Source organism: Flavobacterium sp. CG_9.10, assembly GCF_015752245.1.
In the GTDB taxonomy this organism is placed as follows: Bacteria; Bacteroidota; Bacteroidia; order Flavobacteriales; family Flavobacteriaceae; genus Flavobacterium.
The window spans coordinates 82084-102899 of the sequence record NZ_JADOVD010000010.1 but is presented as its reverse complement, the minus strand read 5'-3'; the positions used below and the strand labels follow the sequence as shown (position 1 = coordinate 102899).

At 32.3% G+C, this 20816-nt stretch carries 17 protein-coding genes; 7 read left to right on the top strand and 10 right to left on the bottom strand.

Going from position 1 to position 20816, the window contains the following annotated elements; all coding sequences use genetic code 11:
* Nucleotides 1-24: 24 nt before the first annotated feature.
* Entirely contained in the window at nucleotides 25-3039 is a 3015-nt protein-coding gene (locus IWX84_RS10340; RefSeq protein WP_196850672.1) for a tetratricopeptide repeat protein, read from the bottom strand.
* Between the two features lie 237 nt (nucleotides 3040-3276).
* Here IWX84_RS10340 and IWX84_RS10335 point away from each other — a divergent pair, with 237 nt between their 5' ends.
* Nucleotides 3277-3963 (top strand): cell division ATP-binding protein FtsE, encoded by a 687-nt coding sequence (locus IWX84_RS10335; protein WP_196850671.1) that lies wholly within the window; start codon nucleotides 3277-3279, stop codon nucleotides 3961-3963.
* Entirely contained in the window at nucleotides 3963-4850 is an 888-nt protein-coding gene (locus IWX84_RS10330; protein WP_196850670.1) for a glycosyltransferase family 2 protein, read from the top strand. The genes IWX84_RS10335 and IWX84_RS10330 overlap by 1 nt, the downstream gene beginning before the upstream one ends.
* Before the next feature lie 11 nt (nucleotides 4851-4861).
* On the opposite strand, the gene IWX84_RS10325 is transcribed toward IWX84_RS10330, so the two are convergent.
* From IWX84_RS10325 to IWX84_RS10315, 3 genes are read right to left on the bottom strand one after another with little or no spacing between them, the layout of a single operon-like run.
* Nucleotides 4862-5962: a glycosyltransferase family 4 protein gene (locus IWX84_RS10325; protein WP_196850669.1), complete on the bottom strand. Its 1101-nt coding sequence runs from the start codon at nucleotides 5960-5962 to the stop codon at nucleotides 4862-4864.
* Complete coding sequence (locus IWX84_RS10320; protein ID WP_196850668.1) at nucleotides 5959-6363, bottom strand: sugar 3,4-ketoisomerase; 405 nt, start codon at nucleotides 6361-6363, stop codon at nucleotides 5959-5961. The genes IWX84_RS10325 and IWX84_RS10320 overlap by 4 nt, the downstream gene beginning before the upstream one ends.
* A 7-nt stretch (nucleotides 6364-6370) precedes the next feature.
* The gene (locus IWX84_RS10315) at nucleotides 6371-7474 is read right to left on the bottom strand and encodes a glycosyltransferase (protein ID WP_196850667.1); all 1104 of its coding nucleotides are present in this window, start codon (nucleotides 7472-7474) and stop codon (nucleotides 6371-6373) included.
* 46 nt (nucleotides 7475-7520) lie between these two features.
* Between IWX84_RS10315 and IWX84_RS10310 the strand changes: the two genes are divergently transcribed.
* Nucleotides 7521-8414 carry a glycosyltransferase family 2 protein gene (locus tag IWX84_RS10310; RefSeq protein ID WP_196850666.1) on the top strand — a complete coding sequence of 298 codons (894 nt, stop codon included), beginning with the start codon at nucleotides 7521-7523 and terminating at the stop codon, nucleotides 8412-8414.
* Here the strand turns inward: IWX84_RS10310 and IWX84_RS10305 are convergent.
* The 5 genes from IWX84_RS10305 to IWX84_RS10285 all read right to left on the bottom strand — a co-directional run bounded on the left by IWX84_RS10305 (nucleotide 8401) and on the right by IWX84_RS10285 (nucleotide 13286).
* Nucleotides 8401-8625 (bottom strand): DUF6036 family nucleotidyltransferase, encoded by a 225-nt coding sequence (locus IWX84_RS10305; protein ID WP_196850665.1) that lies wholly within the window; start codon nucleotides 8623-8625, stop codon nucleotides 8401-8403. The two genes, IWX84_RS10310 and IWX84_RS10305, sit on opposite strands and share 14 nt — an antisense overlap.
* 330 nt (nucleotides 8626-8955) lie before the next feature.
* The gene (locus tag IWX84_RS10300) at nucleotides 8956-9711 is read right to left on the bottom strand and encodes an acyltransferase (protein ID WP_231385465.1); all 756 of its coding nucleotides are present in this window, start codon (nucleotides 9709-9711) and stop codon (nucleotides 8956-8958) included.
* On the bottom strand, nucleotides 9704-11191 hold the full coding sequence (locus IWX84_RS10295; RefSeq protein ID WP_196850664.1) for an oligosaccharide flippase family protein: 1488 nt from the start codon (nucleotides 11189-11191) through the stop codon (nucleotides 9704-9706). The genes IWX84_RS10300 and IWX84_RS10295 overlap by 8 nt, the downstream gene beginning before the upstream one ends.
* Before the next feature lie 3 nt (nucleotides 11192-11194).
* The gene (locus tag IWX84_RS10290; protein WP_196850663.1) at nucleotides 11195-12295 is read right to left on the bottom strand and encodes a DegT/DnrJ/EryC1/StrS family aminotransferase; all 1101 of its coding nucleotides are present in this window, start codon (nucleotides 12293-12295) and stop codon (nucleotides 11195-11197) included.
* Nucleotides 12296-12305: 10 nt separating this feature from the next.
* Entirely contained in the window at nucleotides 12306-13286 is a 981-nt protein-coding gene (locus IWX84_RS10285) for a GNAT family N-acetyltransferase (protein ID WP_196850662.1), read from the bottom strand.
* A gap of 118 nt (nucleotides 13287-13404) precedes the next feature.
* Between IWX84_RS10285 and IWX84_RS10280 the strand changes: the two genes are divergently transcribed.
* Nucleotides 13405-15204, top strand: coding sequence for a gliding motility-associated C-terminal domain-containing protein (locus IWX84_RS10280; protein ID WP_196850661.1), 1800 nt, complete (start codon nucleotides 13405-13407; stop codon nucleotides 15202-15204).
* A 15-nt stretch (nucleotides 15205-15219) separates the two neighbouring features.
* On the opposite strand, the gene IWX84_RS10275 is transcribed toward IWX84_RS10280, so the two are convergent.
* Complete coding sequence (locus IWX84_RS10275; protein ID WP_196850660.1) at nucleotides 15220-15822, bottom strand: trimeric intracellular cation channel family protein; 603 nt, start codon at nucleotides 15820-15822, stop codon at nucleotides 15220-15222.
* Nucleotides 15823-16025: 203 nt separating this feature from the next.
* On the opposite strand from IWX84_RS10275, the gene IWX84_RS10270 reads away from it, so the two are divergent.
* The 3 genes from IWX84_RS10270 (at nucleotide 16026) to IWX84_RS10260 (ending at nucleotide 20760) form a co-directional block, all read left to right on the top strand.
* Nucleotides 16026-16811 carry a TrmH family RNA methyltransferase gene (locus tag IWX84_RS10270; RefSeq protein ID WP_196850659.1) on the top strand — a complete coding sequence of 262 codons (786 nt, stop codon included), beginning with the start codon at nucleotides 16026-16028 and terminating at the stop codon, nucleotides 16809-16811.
* A gap of 68 nt (nucleotides 16812-16879) precedes the next feature.
* Nucleotides 16880-18460, top strand: a complete 1581-nt coding sequence (locus IWX84_RS10265; RefSeq protein WP_196850658.1) for a serine hydrolase — start codon at nucleotides 16880-16882, stop codon at nucleotides 18458-18460.
* 77 nt (nucleotides 18461-18537) lie between these two features.
* Complete coding sequence (locus tag IWX84_RS10260) at nucleotides 18538-20760, top strand: RelA/SpoT family protein (RefSeq protein WP_196850657.1); 2223 nt, start codon at nucleotides 18538-18540, stop codon at nucleotides 20758-20760.
* Nucleotides 20761-20816: the final 56 nt, after the last annotated feature.

The following is a 20816-nucleotide window of genomic DNA, read 5'->3' as shown; positions in this document are numbered from 1 at the left end:
AAGCCGATTTACTCGTCTTACTTCTTACTTAGTTATTGATGAATTTGTTTTGGATTCTTCACCTTTGATGGTATCCAATTCTGTTTGCGCTTCTGAAATAACGTCTGGAAAATCAGTGAAGTTCTGTATTACGTTCTCCAAAATGTAAGTTGCTTGGTAGCTGTCTTTCAAACCGTAAAAGTTTTTTGCCATTAGTATTAATCCTTTGGCTCCAAAATATTTGTAACTCGAATAATTTTTCGCCAATTTTTGAACGGCAATATTTGACGCTTCATATTTCGCATCTTTATTTTTAAAATACCCATCATAATATAATGCTTCGGCAGCTAATTCTCCTTTGGCAATCAACATTAATTTTGCATAAGCCACTCGTGCTTTTGCCTCATCACCGGTTTGTATGGCTGCACGTGCTATTATAATTTGGGCATCACTTTTTACATTATCATCCGTTTTAGAATTCATCAAAACTTTCTCTGCATAGACTACTGAGTTAGAATAATCCTTCCCGTCATAATAACATTTCATCAAGTTTGATTGCGCATAAGTCCTGTTTTGAGATAATTCTCCTTCTTTCTCTAAGCGAGATAATATTGGAATTGCTTTATCACAATCTTTATTTTTTAGGAAAATCTGTGCCAATCTATTCAACGATTGTTCTGTAAATTCACTTCCTGACTGTTCAATTACAAATTCATAATTAGGAATTGATTTGCCTTCTGAACCTTCTGAATAATACGATTGAGCAAGGTAATAATTAGCCTTTAAAGCATGTATTCCTCTGGGAAACTTAGCCACATAACCGCTAAATCCTGCGATTGCCTGTTTCGTATTATTTTGTTGAAATTGTTTCTCGGCAGCTTCATAGGTGTCGTTGTCAAGTTCAGCGTCTGTAACAGCAACAAAATCCAAAGTACGAACCCAATTCGCATATTCATCCACTCTACCGTTGTCCACATAAATCAATCGAGCGGTTGCCACGGCTTCTAATGCCTCTGGACTTTTAGGGAAATCCGCCGCTACTTTTTTAAATTTAGTTAAAGCCAGTTCATCTTTATCTGAATTATAATAAATTAATCCTTGGCGTAAAATAGATCTGGAAGTAAAAGAACCTCTCTTAAATTCAGTATTTAATCGATCGTATGTTTTTATGGCAAGATCACTTTTATTGTCGGAAACATACGTATTCCCTAGTTCAAACATCGCATCATCACGATAATCTGATTTTGGATATAACTGTAAAAAAGCATTTAGCTCTTCTATTTTCTTATCGTTTTTAGAAATAAATCCGTAAGAAATTGCTTTTTGAAAATACGCATAATCAGCATCTACGCTTTTTGACTCGATCACTTTATTGTAAGCCTCCATCGCCGCTCCATATTTTGAAGTAACAAAACGACAATCCGCTAAACGCAAATAGGAATCATTCAAACGTACTTTATCGTCTTTTGAAGTTGTTATTTGATTTTGGAAATAATTCCCTGCCTGATCGTATTCTTTCAATTTGAAATACGCATAAGCAATATTATAATTAATGTTTTTATGCTCCGGTGTTTCTTTGGCTTGAGCCAAACCTGTAAATTGTTTAAAGCTTATCAACGCCTCTTTGAAATCATTCAAAACATATTCTGTTTCCCCTTTCCAGAAAGTGGCTCGGGCAGTAAAACTTGCATCTTTTTGTTCGTTGATGGATTTAGTAAACATTTTCAACGCTTCGTCATAATCTCCATCAGTGTATAATTCTAACCCTCTGTAAAAAGTAACTTTTTGATAAGCTAATCTATTTTCTGCTGATTTGTTTCTTTCTAATAATACTAAGGCTTCTTTATAATTTTTTGAAGAGATATAAGAATCAATCAGTAGTTTTTCAATCTCTGAATGACTGGAGTTATCAGGGTATTTTTTTAAGAAATTCAGCAATACTGCTGGTACACTTTGATAAGAATTTCCAATTTCATAACTCAATTTAGCGTAATTCAAACTCGCATCTTCTTGTATCGCAACATCAAATTGCATTTCGGATGCGTTTTTAAAAGCATTTAAAGCCTGCTGTTTTTTATTTGTATTCAAATAACTTTCTCCCAAATGATAATAGGCATTTTGAGCCACAGAATCTTTTCCTCCAATGATTTTATTGAATTGTGAAATCGCATTTTCGTAATCTTTCTGCATGTAATAGGCATATCCCAATTGGTAAAAATCTGTATTATTCCATCTTCCTTTTTTTCCTTTATACGCCACCAAATAAGGAATGGATTTATCATATTGTTTTAAATTAAAATAGCTTTCGCCAATAATTTTATTCAATTCTGATTTTTCCGAAGGATTTGATTTAGCCATTGCTTTTTCGCCTAAATCAATTGCTTTCTGAAAATTCCCCAACTTAAAGTTCATATCGGCTTGATAGTACGAAAGCTTTTCTTTGTATTTTTCTTCTCCCGAAACTTCATCAAAATATTTTGTTGCCTGCTTATAATCATCTCCTTCATAAGCCATGAAACCAAGATAATACTTAGCCTGAGAGCCATATTCAGCAGAGTTCACCACTTTATTCAAATAGATTGTCGCATCCTTTTTCTTTTTGGCATTAAAAAAACTATAGCCTTTTTGGAAGTTAAATTTATCGCGATCGCTGTTACTTAAATGACTCTCATCCACTTTATCGAACCATCGCAAAGCTTGCGAATAATTCCCTTGCTCAAAATAATAATGAGCCACTTCAATATACGCTTGATTTTGTTTAATACTCGTAGGATAATCGGCGACAAATTGCTCCATCAATTGATCCGCATTGGATTGATTGGTACGAATAGCGCAATTTGCGATATAATACGCACAATCCGATTGCAGTTCTTCAGTAGTAGCTGTTGCTTTTACATTCTTAAAAATAATTTCGGCTGATGCATATTGTTTATCATTAAATAAAGAAAGTGCTTTATTGTAATCTTTTAAATCGTGAGTGTAAATCGTTGATTTTTGTGCCGATATAGAAGCAGTTATAATAAAAAGAAGAAATAAGTAGAGCCTAGAAATTTTACGCATTGTATTTTTATTTAATAATTCAAATGTATCATATTCTGAAGTCTATAACGAATCGTTATCCGTTTTTATTATGAACTTTTTTTCAAACAATCTATATTTGGGAAGTCTGAACGAGTGTTCATTCGATAATCAGGAGGATTAAGTTCTAATTATTTCAGTAATTCTTCTTAATTGAATAAAATTTATTTTGAATACAACCGTTATCTTATTACTTTTACCAAATAAACAAAATCTCCTATGTCTCAACCTGTATTGTCTTTAAAAAATGTAAACATTTATCAAGAAGGAAAAACTATTTTATCTCATGTAAACTTGGAGGTAAATCATGGAGAGTTTCTATACATCATCGGAAAAACAGGTTCTGGAAAAAGTACTTTGATGAAAACCTTATATGGTGATTTACCACTTAAAGAAGGAGAAGGTCATATTGTAGATTTTGATTTAGCCACTTTGAAAGAAGATGACATTCCGTTTTTGAGAAGAAAGATTGGAATCGTTTTTCAAGATTTCAAATTATTACCGGACCGCACTGTAAAAGACAATATGTTATTTGTTCTTAAAGCAACTGGCTGGGTTGATAATGACGAAATGCAACGAAAAATTGACGAAGTACTGGATAAAGTTGGCATGAAAGAATTTGGTAATAAAATGCCACATCAACTTTCTGGCGGAGAACAACAAAGAGTTGCCATTGCAAGAGCTTTACTGAACGACCCTGAACTTATTCTTGCTGATGAGCCTACAGGAAATCTTGATCCACAAACCAGTGCAGAAGTATTGGAAGTATTAAAAAACATCAATGCAAACGGAAAAACGATCATTATGGCAACTCATGATTATGCATTACTAATGAAATTTCCATCGAAAACATTGAAATGTGAAGAGGAGCGAATTTTTGAAGTGGTTCAGCAGAAACAGCTATAATGCTTTCCGTATTAATCCCAATATACAATTATAACGCCTATCCCCTTGTTTTAGAATTGCACAAGCAATGTTTAAAATCTAAGATTGATTTTGAGATTTTGTGTCAGGATGATGCTTCGCAATCGAGTTTGAATGTGTTTAATGAAAATATAAACTCATTATCAAATTGCAGTTTTGTTTCATTAAAACAAAATGTCGCTCATCGTGAAAATAGAAATTCATTGGCGGAAAAATCAAAATACGACTATTTACTATTTATTGATGGTGACTCTATCATTATTCGGGACAATTATATTAAAGATTACCTATATAATTTACTTGATTTTGACATTATTTATGGAGGTCGTGTACACCCCAAAAAATGTCCTTCTGACAATCAAAAATTAAGGTGGAAATACGGAAAATTTATTGAAGATAAATCAGCTGAAAATAGAAAAAAAAAGCCTTATCAATCCTTACTTTTTAATAATACACTAATTAAAAAAGATTGTTTTAACAAAGTGAAATTTGATAAATACATGAAAAAATATGGTCATGATGATACCCAACTTTCGTATCAATTGAGTGTATTAAAATCCAAAGTAAATCACATTGAAAACCCTGTTGAACACGGCCATATTGACACGAATTTGGTTTATTTAAACAAAACCAAAGAATCACTAGAAAATTTATATCAACTGCATCAAGAAGGTAAAATCGACACTGAATTTGTAAGGATTATTCAATTGCACCACTTTTTAAGAAGAACAAGATTAGTTTTTATAATTTCAAAAATTTATACTTTTTTTGAAAAGCCAATTTCCAAAAACCTGACTGGGAGCAATCCATATTTATTAATTTTTAATCTGTTCAGAGTTGGGTATTTATGTAAAATAAGCGAAATATAGAAGTATAAATTTTAACCTTTTTTCGTTTCAATAAATAACTGATTCCATGTTTCCATAATCGCATCAATTGCATATTTCTGGCTACTTATTTTTGCTTTTTTTCCCATTTCAATTCGTAATGATTCGTTTTCGATTAAAGTTTCTACCGCTTTTACACAATCCAATTCGTTACCGTTTTCAATTAAAAATCCATTTTTATTTTCAATTAAAATTCCCCTTGGTCCACATGGACAATCATAAGCAATACAAGGTAATCCAGTAGCCATAGCTTCAATTAGCACCATTCCAAAACCTTCAAATCGAGAAGTCATTAAATAAAATGAAGCCTCTAAATATTTTTCTTCAATATTTTTTACTGGTTCATAAAAAGCAACACTATTAGCAATACCCAAGTTTTTAGCGATTAACCGTAGATCTAAATTTTCATTAGATTTTCCGTAAATATCCAAGATCCAATCTGGATGTTTCACTAATACTTTGTTCCAAATTTCCAGCATTCTGTCAAATCCTTTTTCGTACGTGTGCCGTCCAACAGCGATGACTTTTTTGTTTTCCAAAGAGCTCGATTTTGAGGAAGTAAACCATAATGGATTTGGAATCACAATACTATTCTTCACACTCCATTCTTTTATACTTTCAGTGGTTTCAACTACAAATTTATCGTATTTATTTGCACCAATTTCTTTATAAGTATTGCTGATCTTAGAAACAATTTTAGAAAAAACACCTTTACTTGACTCTTTTTCTTGAATGAATTTAGAACTGTGCATTTCTAAAATTAGAGGGATTTTATTTTTTAGAATAAAAGGAATTGAATAAGCCTTTAAACCATTATCACATACAATAATGACATCAGGTTGTATTGTTTTAATTTTGTTTTTTAAGGAATGTTTATAAGACCTAAAAAACTGAAAAAAATTCCCTTTCAGAATAATATCATGAAAAACAATATTTTTATTGAAGGAATAAAAAAGAGGAAAAAACCCTTCATTTTGAGTGAGAATTTGAACCTCATATCCTAAGTTTTCAATAAGATAATTGGCTTTCACCGAAAGTATTCTGGCTACACCGCCCTCGTTATTAATGTTTGGAACAATATAAAGTAGTTTCATTCTTTGGATGTCAAAAATTCGTCGAAGTCTCTTATATAATCCGTTTCTTCGAACACATCAGAGGCAAAAACTAAACAAACAGAGCCAGATGAAAAATTGTCCAATTCTCTCCAAATTCCCTTTGGAATATACAATCCCATATTTGGCTTGTTCAAAAGAAATGATTTTTTTTCAATTCCGTCGTTTAACGCAACTTCAAAACTTCCGCTCAAAGCAATTAGCACTTCACTTTGATTGATATGAGAGTGGCTTCCACGAAAGGCATTACTTGGCACATCAAAAAGATAGTATACCCGCTTGAATTCAAACGGTAATATATCATTTTGAATAAATGCGAGATTTCCTCTTGTATCCTCTACAACAGGGATTTTTATTAGCTCTATGTCTTTTACTGTCGTCATATTTTTTTTATAAACGAATCTCCATCAAATCTAACCATTGCTGACCAATTGTTGAAATTGAAAAAGATTGCACACTTTGCAAAGCATTTTGCTTGCAATACTTATATAAATTTTCGTCGTCAACGAATAAATTCATTGCTTCGGTAAGTTGTTTGACGTTTTGATTTTCAACCAACAAACCATTTTTTTTATGCACGATCATTTCACTTGGTCCCGACAAACAATCAAAAGCAACAACAGGAGTTTCGCAAGTCAGAGATTCCAAAATAACATTGGGCAAACCTTCATTTAAACTACTTAAAACAAAAAATTTTGCATTTTTCAGGTACTTAAACGGGTTGTTCTGAAAGCCTAAAAAATGCACTTTATCCGATACTTTTCTACTTTTGGCTAGCTTTTGTAAATTAGTTTTTTGATCACCATCCCCTAGTAAAACCAAATGAATATTATTCCTTGGCAAAATCGATTCAGAATAGGCTTCAATCAACTTATCAAACTGCTTAATCTTAGTTTCCATTTGGCCTACGCCAATAATATAATCAAACGGAAGCGATACTTTTTCATTACTCTTTTCCTGTATGTCATCAATGTCGATTGGATTATAAATTGTAACGACGTTTTTCAGATGATGTTTGCTCTCTATACGTTCTTTAGATTTAGTGGTAATACTTACCATTTTATAACAATTTCCGTACATATATCTGGTAAGAACTGACCAATCGGGCATATAGTGCTCTATCAAATAGCTATGAACCATGAAAATAGTTTTCGTTTTATACAGCCATTTTGCAATCAATAACTCTTGAATTGGTTTTACTCTAAACCTGAAGTCGATAATAAAGTCAAATTCATGTTGATGAAGGTATTTTTTTAGAAAAACAAAGCGGTTCCATTTATTAAAAAGTCCATTGGAAGAATTTTTCATCTTTCCTAAATTGACTAATTTTCCCGAATAAGAATAAGAGACTTCATCAAGAACGATAATATTGTGGATTTCAATTCCTTTTTTTTCGAAAAATTGAGATAAAATGGCCATCACTCTTTCGGCTCCACCTCGACTTAATCGATAACCAATTAAAGCAATTTTAATTTTTTTGTTAGGCAATATCATTCTCGATTTCTTATTTTCGTATCAAATATAACTCTTTTAAAAAAATATGCAAGATAAACCCATTGTTACCATTATTTGTCTGTGTTACAATCAGCAAGATTATGTCTTGGAAAGTTTATTTTCTGTTATAAATCAAAGTTATCCAGCCATTGAACTTATTATCGTGGACGATTACAGCACAGATAATTCTAAAGCGACAATCGAAAAATGGCTGGTAAATTACCCTCAAATTCAATTCATTGCTAACCAAACCAATTTAGGGAATACAAAATCGTTCAATAACGCTTTAAAAATAGCCAAAGGGCAATACATCATTGACTTGGCAGCAGATGATGCTTTACTACCCAAATGTGTTTCTTTGCAACTAAATGCTTTTAAAAATACAACGTACAAAAATCTTGGAATTGTATATGGAAACACCGAATTAATTAATGAAAATGGCGAATTTCACTCCTACTATTTTGCAGTAGATCAATCAAAAAAAGTGATAAAACAGAGAATTACCGGCGAAATTTATCTTTCAGTACTTTCCGGTGGCGATAGTATATGTTCGGTTTCGAGTATGGTAAAAAAATCAGTTTTTGATTCTTTACACGGATATGATGAAACACTTGCTTATGAAGATTTAGATTTTTGGATACGTGCTTCTCGCCATTATGAATTTGATTTTATCGACGAAATTCTAATCCAAAAAAGGATCGTTGCCAACTCTTTAGGAACTGATTTTTTTAAGAAAAATGATTCGAAGTCAAAGAAAATAAATCATTCAACTTATTTGATTCTTAAAAAAGCAATCGCACTGAATAAAACAAGAGAAGAGAATAAGGCAATTTTAAAAAGAATTCATTTTGAGACGATTCTAGCGTATAAAACTTCGAATATGATTTTAATGATAAAATATATCGTCTTAGAAATTAAATTGCGATTTACAATTTGTTAATTTCTCTCAACTGTTGAATATCCAGTAGATCTTTCGGTCTATTTGCTTTAATTTTACTAGTGATTAAATCTTCCAGTGAAAGCACATTCCATCGCAAAAAAGAATTATTATTAACTTGTGAAACTTCACTATCAACCATTAGCATTCGAACCTTATGTTTATTGGATAAAGCAACAAAACTATTAATGTTTTCTTCCCAGGGTTGAAACATATTATTTAGATTTTATAGTAATCAAAAAATTAGCAGATTTATCAACTTTATTTTTGGTTGAAAACTGGTTTACTCTGTATATTAAATTCAGAAAACTATAAATACGTTCGATTTTAGAAAGTTTTAAAAAATTTTCTAATTGCTTCTTGTTGCTTTCTTCTTTGGTTTGAAATTGGATTTCCATATCAATTCGTTGTTTTACAAAATTATATAAATAAACAGTTGAATCGCTAAAAAAGAAGTTCTAAATTTAAATGATTTAAAGCTTGTAACTAAGAAAAATTCTACACAGTTAATTTTATATAAGGAGTTTTAATGCTTTAAATTCAATTACACCATTAAAAAATCTTCCAAATCTTTTCTTTCCCCTTCCCAATCTCTTGAAATATTGGTCCGAATTAATTGTGATGGAATCCCACCGATTAAAATGTGCGTTCCCAAATCAGTATAATTTTTATTACACAGACTATTTGAGGCAATTGTACAATAATCAGGAGTCTTTGTGTTTTGCATAATTGTAACTCTACTTCCCACATAATTATAGTTTCCAATAGCAATTGGGCCCGTCATTTTCAACTTTTCTCCAATAGTAGTATCTATCATCTGATGAAAATTAGTATCCATAATTTGACATTCCGACCCAAAACGGGCATAATTACCCAAGACAATATTTTCAATACAAATTAATTTAGCATAAGAACCTAATGATGACATATGTCCAAACTCACAATAGGCATTCTCGCCTATATAAATAAAATAATCCTTCCCAAATTGTACGTGCCCTTTAAAAACCAACGTTCCTAAAATATTGATTTCTGCAATCCCTTTATGAAGTGTGTTCATTTCATATGGTTGTCCAAAACCAATCATTCCTCTTTTAATCGGCCCATTAATTTGAATTTTACCAATTATTGAAGCAAATTTTACCTGTCCATAAAAAAAGACAGGAAGTTTTTTAGCGGTATTTAAAGGGAACTTTTTGAAATTAAAGTACAAGGTCTTAGTCCAATTCACCGAATAATAAAACGAAGTTTTTTCGAGAATTACCTTTATTTTTCTATAATAATGTTTAAGAATTTTAATCATTTTTTTTCCTTATTATAGAATTGAATAATTCTTTTAATTCCATTTTTTTATTCATTTGAAATAAAACAAAAGCAAACGAAACCACTACCATTACTATCATCAAACTATATTTTATAATGGGATTCGGAATATATCTAAAAAGGAACATGGTCATACACATTAAAATACAGCTCAAATAAATTTGATAAAAATCACTTTTAAAATAAAAATTATATCTTTTTTTCGTAATCATTTTAAGAACAAAAAAGTGAAATAAATAATAGACTAAAAAACTAAACCCAAGACCTTCCAACCCGTAATAATTATATCCTAGAATATTTAAAATTAATGATAGTATGTTAAAGCCGATAGCGGTTTTCATAAACATTTTCGAGTCTCCCTTGGCGATCAGAATATATCCCATTGACCAAGAAACCGCTCTAAACAACATGGCTAATATCCCAAAACTAACCATTGGAATAATTGAAATGAACGCAGGAGTGTAAATAATTTTTATGATAAGTGGAATCATCGCTAAAAATAAAATAATGATTGGAGTGATAATTAGTATCGAAATAAACGATTGCTGCACTACACTTACTCTAATTTTTTCGTTATCATCATTAATAGAGGCTAATTTCGGAAAGTAATCGGTACTCATAACGGTGAAAATTATTCCAACATAAGAATTCAACAAAGTAAAACCAGCATTAAAATAGCCAACCTCAACTAACCCTCCATTTTTACCAATATACAATTGAATTAAATAAGTAGATAGCAAAGTCAGTAACCCACTCAATGTCAACATTATTCCTAATCGAATAATACTTTTTCCCTCGGTTGTTACTTGTTTATTGCTTAAAGTAATTTTTTTGAATTTTATTTTTTTTGAATAAAAACCAGAAAACAACAAGGACGATAATGAAGCTATAATTATAGTTGGTACAATTGCGTCGATTCGGTAAAATACATACAAAGGAATAGAAAATAATAATCCAAATAAATTGCCGTAAAAATTTGCTTTGGCCAAAAGTTTCATTTGTCTTAAACCTTGTAAAACTGCAAGTTCGCCTATCATCAATTGCCTAAATAATAGCGTAATGGACAAAAAAACAAATGAATAGGTGTGATTTGAATTTCCAAAAGTAAGTGTGCTCAGCCACCCAGAAAAAATAATGGTAAGTAGCGTCCCAAAAATCCCAGTTAATAATGCCAATTTTTTTACAACAGCTACAATAGTTGAAACAGTATTTAAATCCTCATTTTTATAATTTCCTGAAACATGTTTTATAGCACTTGTTTCAATTCCTAAACCAGTAATGCCTGAAATCATAGCTACCGAAGCATTCAATAAAGAAATTATCCCCATTCCCGCCGGTCCAATAAACACCGCAATCAATTTTGTCCGAATTATAGAAATAATAATATTGAAAAATTGCACTCCGCCAAAAAGGGAGGTAGTTTTAACAATTTCTAGATATGATGATTTACTTTCAGACACTATTTAATATTCATTTAAAATTGAAACTATAAAATCAACTTCAGCTATTGTCAATACGGGACTTATAGGAAAAGACAAAACTTCATCGTGAATTTTTTGGGTAATGGGAAAAGACAAGTTATTATATTCTTTCAGCGCATTTTGATTGTGCGGCGGAATTGGATAATGGATTACCGTTTGGATTCCGTTTTTGTTTAAATAATCCTTCAAATCAGTTCTATTTTTAGTTCGAATGACAAAAAGATGAAAAACATGATTATTTGAAAAATCCCAGTTCGGCAAAATAATTTTCTCATTTTTTATTTCAGATAAATACCGTTTTGCAATGGTTCTGCGTTGCTCGTTTTCTCTGTCAAGATTCGGTAATTTGATATTCAAGAAAGCGGCTTGCAGTTCATCTAATCTTGAATTCACACCGATATAATCATTATAATATTTCGTTTCAGAGCCATAATTTCGCAGCGAATAAATCACTTTTGCCAACTCTGAATCATTTGTGGTGACTGCTCCGCCATCGCCTAATGCTCCTAAATTTTTTCCTGGATAAAAACTATACGCTGCACTTGATTTTTGATTGCTGATTTTTGATTTTTGATTGCTAACAGCCCCGTGAGCCTGAGCCGCATCTTCAACAACGAGCAAATCATTTGCCATAGAAATTTCATTAATCTTATCCATTTCTGCCAATTGTCCGTACAGATGAACTGCCAGAATCGCTTTGGTTTTTGAAGTGATTTTCGAAATAATTAAATCGGGATTGATGTTGTATGTTTCTAATTTTGGCTCGACCAAAACAGGGACTAAATCAGCTTGCAAAATAGCTAGAATACTGGCGATATAGGTATTTGCAGGAACGATGACTTCATCTCCTTTTTGCATTTTTCCAAGTTGAATATAACCTTTGAAAATCAATACTAAAGCATCGAAACCGTTTCCTACTCCAATACAGTATTTTGTACCACAATAATTGGCAAAATTAGTTTCAAATTCTTTGACTTCATTCCCCAAAATATACCAACCCGAATCTAATACCGATTTCAATTTTTCTTGAAAGGCAGTTTCGTAAGGTTCGTTTATTTTCTTTAAATCCAGAAATGGTATCATTTGATTTGTTTTATTTAGCAAAAAACGAATTTAGTTTATCATAATTAGCGGTTTCCACCTGATAAAAATCGTGAACAATGGTACTGGCCCCGAAGCTTTCTTTCCAATAGGTCAATCCATCATTTAACTTTTTTCCTTGCAATTCATTGGAAATTCCAAAATCGAAAAACCGTTTATTAGCAAAGACATCCGTGATAAAATAGTGATATAAAAAATCTAAACTACCTAGATTCTCGTCGCTCTCGTTTTTAGCAATATACTGACAATGAGCTACATTTTCACTTTCAAAAATAGTAGTTCCCGCGACAATTTCATCTTTGTAATAGACATTAAACTGTCTGATATTATTAGGAAAATGATTCCGCAATAATATGATTTCTTCTAATGTATGAACCGGATTTACGTTGTGTCTTTTATTTAAGTTAGGAATCAATATTTCATTCCAAAACAACTCAAAATCATCTTCTTCTTTTATTACCAGACCGTTTGAAATTCCTTTTTGAATGCCTCTTTTTCTTATTTTAGAAAAATTATTTTTTTGCGATAAGTCAATTACCGACAAGCTATCTCGTCTTACTAATTGGGCTTCCGCCAAAAACAAAGCGTACAAAATTTCATCGGCTGGTTTAGTGTGATAAATGGACGGAATCGTTTTTAAATGCAATTTTTCGATTTTATTTTCATTTAGAAACAACAAAACAGCTCTAAATGCAGTAATTATTGTAGTCAATTTTGATTTTTCATTATAAACTAACCCGCCGTAAGTCAATCCTTGATGCGAAAAAATTTCATTCCCCTCTTTATTAGCAGGAAGTACAGCAATCCATTTTTCTTTGTAAAAAACAATCAATGAATTATCCTCAAATCGATTTTTGTGATAATCCATAAAGTCCCTATGAAACAAGAAAGTTGCATTTTTGGCTTGACCAATGAATGCATTCCAGTTATCATAATCGCAATCTTGGTATTGTTTGATGGAGTAATTTTTCAAGACTGATTTTTAAACTTTAGAAAACAATAAATTTATTATTCCGCAAGTATATTATTTTTTATAAAATTAGATAATTAAATATAAATCACTAATTTTAAATTTAATAATCTAATTTTAAATGAAACAAAAGCTACTCTATCTCATAATTAGCCTAGTTTCCATAGGGTCCAACTCCATTTTTGGACAAGAAATTTCCTTGCATAACCAATTTAATGGAAGATACGATTTTTTATTTGTTGGTAACACTTTAAATAAAACTGAAAATGGCACTGGTCAAGCATGTGAAATCAATACCACATCTTCGGCAACATTGAAATTAGATCCCGCTGATGTTGTGGAAAAAGTCTATTTATATTGGGCCGGATCTGGGAACGGTGACTTTGATGTGACTCTTAATGATAAAACCATAAGTGCCGAGCGCACTTTCCATGTTTTGCAGAGCACTTCTGGTTTGCCTTTTTTTAGTGCTTTTGCAGATATTACTGACCAAGTTCAAGTCTTCGGTAATGGGGAATACCGCCTTAGTGATTTGGATTTAACAAACGAAATTGATAATTACTGCTGGAATGGCACTAATTTTGGCGGGTGGGCTATGATTATTGTTTACTCAAATCCTTCTTTACCATTAAATCAGCTTAATATTTATGACGGCTTACAGTATGTTCCAAATGAAATAAACATTACACTAAACAACTTAAACGTAATTGATAATTTGGATGCGAAAATAGGTTTTATCGCTTGGGAAGGCGATCAATCCATTAATGTCAATGAAACGCTACGGATCAATGGAAATCCAATTGGCAATCCGCCATTAAATCCAGTTGACAATGCCTTCAACGGTACGAACAGTTTTACCAACTCGACCACTTTGTACAATATGGATCTTGATGTTTACAACATTCAAAATAACATTGCTATTGGCGATACGTCTGCTAAAATTCAACTTACTTCTGGCCAAGATTTTGTAATGATTAACGCTATTGTGACCAAATTAAATAGTCAGTTGCCCGATGCCACGATTCAACTTAATGAAATTAAATTAAGTTGTGATTCTAGACAAATTATGGTGGATTATACGGTTTATAATTCTAATAGCACTAGTTCATTACCAGCCAGAATGCCTATTGCCATCTATATTGACGGGATTTTAAGAATGTCTTCTTCAACACTTTCCGTTATTCCAATAAATGGAAGTGAAAACAATACAATTATCATCACAATTCCAGACAGCATCGTAAACCCTTTTGATTTACAATTTATTGTAGATGAGACGGGAAATGGCAGTGGAATCATTACTGAACTGAATGAGAATAACAATACTGCTTTAATTTCAAAAATAGCATTGTGGACAAAGCCAAAAGTAAATCCAGTATTAAATATTGAAACTTGTAGCATAGGTTTAGGCCGAGGAATTTTTGATTTTACTGCTAATGCAGCATTGGTAAAAGTAAACTCTGATGATATAGTTAGTTTTCATACCTCGCGCGCAGATGCTGAAAATGGAGCTAACCCAATTTTCAATTCAAACAATTTTATTGCTGAAACCACTCGCCAAGAAATTTTTGTTCGAGTCAAAAACGAAAATTGTTTTACTATTACGTCTTTCATTATTAACGTCAAACATTGTCCGCCTTTAGTTCATAATTATTTTTCACCAAACAATGACGGCTTTAATGATACCTTTTTTGTTGAATACTTACGCAATATTTTCCTTAACTATCGGATTTCAGTTTATAATCGTTGGGGAACTTTAGTTTGGACAGGAAATAATGGCACAAGTGATTGGGATGGATTTGCAAATGAAGGTATACTGCTGGACAGCAAAAAAGTGCCAGACGGCACCTATTATTATGTAATTGATTTAAATGATTCGGAATATCCAAAGCCGTTGATAGGATACTTTTTTTTAAAAAAATAGATTTTTCTCTTCAAACTATTTTTGTTCTAAAGGGGATAAATACCATTTAAATTTCACTGCCATTAGGCGAACTGTAATAATAAATAAGGAAGTTGCCAGATATAAAATATCATTATCGAGATTCAGTTTTTTTAGCATAAAAAATACGATTCCTCCAAGGATGCAAATCGTGGCGTAAATTTCTTTTCTAAAAATAACAGGAATCTCAGTACACAAGATATCACGGATTACACCTCCAAAACAGGCTGTCATTGTTCCTATTGCGATACAAATAACAGGATGAAGCCCAATATTAATCCCTTTTTCAAGTCCAATTAATGTGAAAACACCTAATCCGATAGTATCAAATAAAAACAAAGAAGTACGCAAGCGATCGAATTTTTTTCGAAAAATAATAGCTAGAAAAAATCCAACAATAATTACATAAACATAATTTAAATCGCGCATCCACCCTACTGGTGTTCTCCCTATCAAAACATCACGCAACGTTCCTCCGCCCACAGCCGTTACAAAAGCGATGATGAAAACCCCAAAAGGATCGAGCTTTTTGTTCATGGCAGTTAATGCGCCTGACATAGCAAAAGCCATCGTACCGATGATATCTAATAGATGAAACATTATAACTTTTTATTTTAAAATAAGTGAAGAAAATTTCTGACTGAAAAATAATTCTGACAAATTTAAAGAAAATACGGTTGAAAACTAATTGTTCCCGATACAATTAACCAATCTGTTTTTTGATTCACAAATATTCCTTTCTAAATATATAAAACTGAATTATCTCTATGTATCTTTGTTAAACCATAAATAAAACGAATCTTTTGAAACAAATAACTTCCGCACAAAATCCATTCATAAAATCTTTGGTGCAATTGCAGGAAAAAGCAAAATCACGCAAACAATCTGGAACTTTTTTAATTGAGGGAAAACGCGAAATTTCATTAGCCATTAAAGGTGGTTACGAAATGGAAACGATATTGTTTTTGCCCGAAATTTGTTCTGAAACCGAAGCCAGAAAGTTATCCTCAAATACCGAGTTAATAGAAATTAATAAGGATGTTTATCAAAAACTGGCATACCGGGATACTACCGAAGGTGTTTTGGCTGTAGCCAAAACAAAATCACAACAGTTATCCGATTTAAAATTATCTGAAAATCCTTTAATTCTTGTTGCTGAAGCGCCGGAAAAACCGGGAAACATTGGTGCTTTATTACGTACAGCTGATGCTGCTCATCTGGACGCAGTGATTATTGCCAATCCAAAAAGTGATTTATACAATCCAAATGTGGTGCGTTCCAGCGTAGGTTGTTTGTTTACGAATCAAATTGCAACTGGAACAACATCCGAAATTATTGCTTTTTTGAAAGAAAAAAAAATAAATTTTTATTGTGCTACTTTACAAAATTCAACTTCGTATCATACTCAAGATTATACTTTGCCAACGGCGTTAGTTGTTGGTACAGAAGCGACCGGCTTAACCGAAGAATGGCGGACGCAAGCCATGCAAAATATCATTATTCCAATGCAAGGCGAAATCGATTCTATGAATGTTTCGGTTGCAGCAGCGATTTTAATTTTTGAAGCCAAAAGACAAAGAGGTTTTTAGATTTTTGATTGCAGATTTAAAAACAAAAAATAGTAAAGATTTACCATTTTATAAAATACTTAGATAATATGAAAAACAAATTATTCGTTGCAATAACATTAATTTCAACCACGTTTTCTTTCGCCCAGATTAGTTCAACCCAAGTGGATGAGTTAGTGAATCGGACTTTAACAGCATTCAATGTTCCTGGAATTGCTGTTGCCATTGTAAAAGATGGAAAAATAGTTCTAGCAAAAGGGTACGGTGTAAAATCAATTTTGACAAAAGAAAAAGTCAATGCCAATACCCTTTTTGGAATTGCATCGAACAGTAAAGCTTTTACAAGCGCAGCATTAGCGATGTTAGTAGATGAAGGCAAAATAAAATGGGATGATAAAGTAATTAAATACCTTCCCAATTTTAAAATGTACAATGAGTATGTAACCCAAGAATTTACGATTCGGGATTTATTGACTCACAGGAGCGGACTTGGTCTTGGCGCCGGCGATTTAATGATTTGGCCTGACGGAAGTAATTTTACCGCACAAGATATTGTCCAAAATTTGCAGTATTTAAAACCGGTTTCTGCTTTTAGAACCAAATACGATTATGATAATTTACTATACATTGTTGCCGGAGAGGTGATTCATGTTGCAAGTGGCAAAAGTTGGTGCGATTTTATTGAAGAACGCATTATGAAACCATTGGAAATGAACAATAGTGCCGCTTCTTTTTTAAGATTAAAAGATACAACAAACATAATTGCGCCTCATGTTCCAATTGATGGAAAACTAAAAGTAATCAAACGCTATCAAAATCATCTTTTTGATGCGGCGGCGGGAATTTATTCCAGTGTTAATGATTTAAGCAAATGGACCATTATGCAAATGAATAACGGAAAATATGGTGCTGTAAACAAGCAATTATTCTCTGAAAAAGAACATAATCAAATGTGGCAATTGCAAACTATAATTCCTGTAAGCACAAAAGCACCTTATAACACTCACTTTAGCGGGTACGGATTAGGTTGGTTTTTGAGTGACGTAAAAGGCTATAAACAAGCTTCGCATACCGGGGGACTTGAAGGAATTGTAACCCAAGTCACTTTGATACCAGAGTTACAATTGGGTATTATTGTATTGACGAACCAGCAATCCGGAGCAGCATTTAACGCAATTACCAACACGATTAAAGATAGTTATTTGGGAATTAAGTCCGACGATTATGTTACAATTTACAGTAACAAATTAAAAGCTAACGTAGAAAGCGCCGATAAAGTTACGGATGAAGTATGGGCTGCTGTTGCAAAAAATAAAAAAGATAAAATCAAAATAGATTTCAAAACGCTAAAAGGAACTTTTAATGATAATTGGTTTGGTGCAATCACTATTTCTGAAAAGAAAGGAAAATTATATTTTGCTTCAGCTCGTTCACCTCAGCTTACTGGAGAAGTTTTTTTCTACAAGGAAGGAAATTTTGTTGTGAAATGGAATAATGCATACTTTCATGCTGATGCCCATTTATTTTTTGAATATGATGCAGCTGGAAATGCAATAGGTATAAAAATGAAACCAATTTCTGAGCTGACCGATTTTAGTTATGATTTTCAGGATTTAGATTTCAAAAGGGTAGAAAATAATATATCTAAAAATACTGTTTCCGGTAATTAAATCCTAAGTCAAAAAAACAAGTAATCCTTGTATATCTCCTAACTAATTTCTATTTTTAGAGATTGAACCATGCCGTTATGATAGAAATTGATATAGAAAAAGAAAATAAAGCAATTGCTCAAGAATATAAAGAGTTACTCCGTATAAGCTACCAAACATTAAGCGATGAAGATAAAAAACTGATTCGCAAGGCTTTTGACGTTTCCGTTGATGCCCATAAAGATCAGCGACGAAAATCGGGCGAAGCCTACATCTTCCATCCTATTGCTGTAGCAAAAATTGTTGCATCAGAAATTGGTTTGGGAGCGACTTCAATCGCAGCCGCATTGTTGCACGATGTTGTTGAAGACACACTGATGACAGTGCAAGATATTGAGCGTCTATTTAATCCTAAAATCGCGCAACTGGTTGAAGGTTTGACTAAAATATCCTTGGTCCAGAAAGATTTGAATGCCTCATTGCAAGCCGAGAATTTCCGTAAAATGATTCTAACGCTTAATGATGATGTACGTGTAATTCTGATAAAATTAGCCGATCGTTTGCACAACATGCAGACCATGGATTCGATGCAAGAAGACAAACAAACTAAAATCGCATCTGAAACCTTATACATATATGCTCCACTCGCTCACCGTTTGGGTTTATATAACATTAAAACAAAACTGGAAGATTTAGGATTAAAATATACTGAGCCAGCCGTTTATAATGAGATTTTAAGCAAAATAAAAGAAACGAAAGAAGAACAAGATGCGTACATTGCTGATATTTCGGAAGTTCTTAAAACTTCATTAGACGCAGAGGAGGTAGACTACATTATAAAAGGTCGTCCAAAATCTATTTATTCGATTCGTCGAAAAATGAAAGCGCAAAACGTAAGCTTTGATGAAGTCTATGATAAATTTGCACTTCGCATAGTTTACAAATCAAATCCACATGATGAGAAATTTATAGCTTGGAAAATATATTCTATAGTAACAGATCATTACCGACCAAGTCCGAGTCGATTACGTGATTGGATTTCATCACCAAAATCGACAGGTTACGAAGCTTTGCACATTACCGTAATGGGGCCAAAAGGTCGCTGGGTCGAAGTGCAAGTGAGAAGTGAACGTATGGACGAAATTGCAGAAAAAGGATACGCCGCTCATTATAAATATAAAAATGGTGCTACCGAAGAAAGCGGTTTGGATGTATGGCTGAATTTACTAAAAGAAGCTTTAGAAAATTCTGAGACTAATGCGGTGGATTTTGTGGAAGATTTCAAAATGAATTTATATTCCAAAGAAATCTTTGTATTTACTCCAAAAGGAGAAATTAAATCCTTGCCAAAAGGCGCCACTTCACTCGACTTTGCTTTCAGTATTCACTCAGAAATTGGAATTCGTACTCGGGGAACGCGTGTTAATGGAAAATTAGTACCGTTAAACCATGAGCTAAAAAGTGGCGATCAAATTGAAGTTATTACTTCCCAGCATCAAAAACCAACGCCCAACTGGCTCGATTATGTAACGACTTCAAGAGCCAAAACTAAAATAAAAAACGTTCTAAACGAAAACACTAAAAAAATTGGTGAAGAGGGGAAAGAGCTGTTAACTCGAAAATTAAAACATTTAAAAATAACTCTAAACGAATCAGTTGTCAATGAATTAGTTAATTTTTTTAAACTAAAAACCAGTTTAGATTTATTTTATAGAGTTGGGATTGGCGCTATAGAAAACCAACAACTTAAAGATTACGCTGCCCAAAAAAGCAACACTTTTATAAATTTTTTCAAAAGTAAAATAAAACGTTCTACAAGCAGCACAGCCGATGAAGATATTCATAAACCAGTAATAAGCAGCAGTTATGACATGCTTGTTTTTGGTAAAGAACACGACAAATTAGATTATAAATTATCTCCTTGTTGCAATCCAATTCCTGGTGATGATGTTTTTGGTTTTGTAACCATAAATGAAGGAATTAAAGTTCATAAAAAAGATTGTCCAAATGCCATAGGGATGCAATCAAATTATGCGTATCGAATTTTGACTGCCAAATGGATTGACTCTTCTCAGGAAGAATTCAAAGCAATAATAAACATCACCGGAATGGACATATTGGGACTAACAAATCAGTTAACAAAAGTCATTTCAAATAATATGCATGTAAATATTCAAAGTATTTCTTTGAGTACTGATGCTGGAATTTTCCATGGACAAGTAGCCGTAATTGTTCAAAACAATACGATTTTGAAAAAAATGATCAGTAATATCAAAAAGATTGACGGAATCGATAAAGTAACAAGAGTTTATAAAACCTAAGAAAGATTACGTTTAAAGTTTTAAAATTTGATTATTACATTTATTATAAGCAAAAT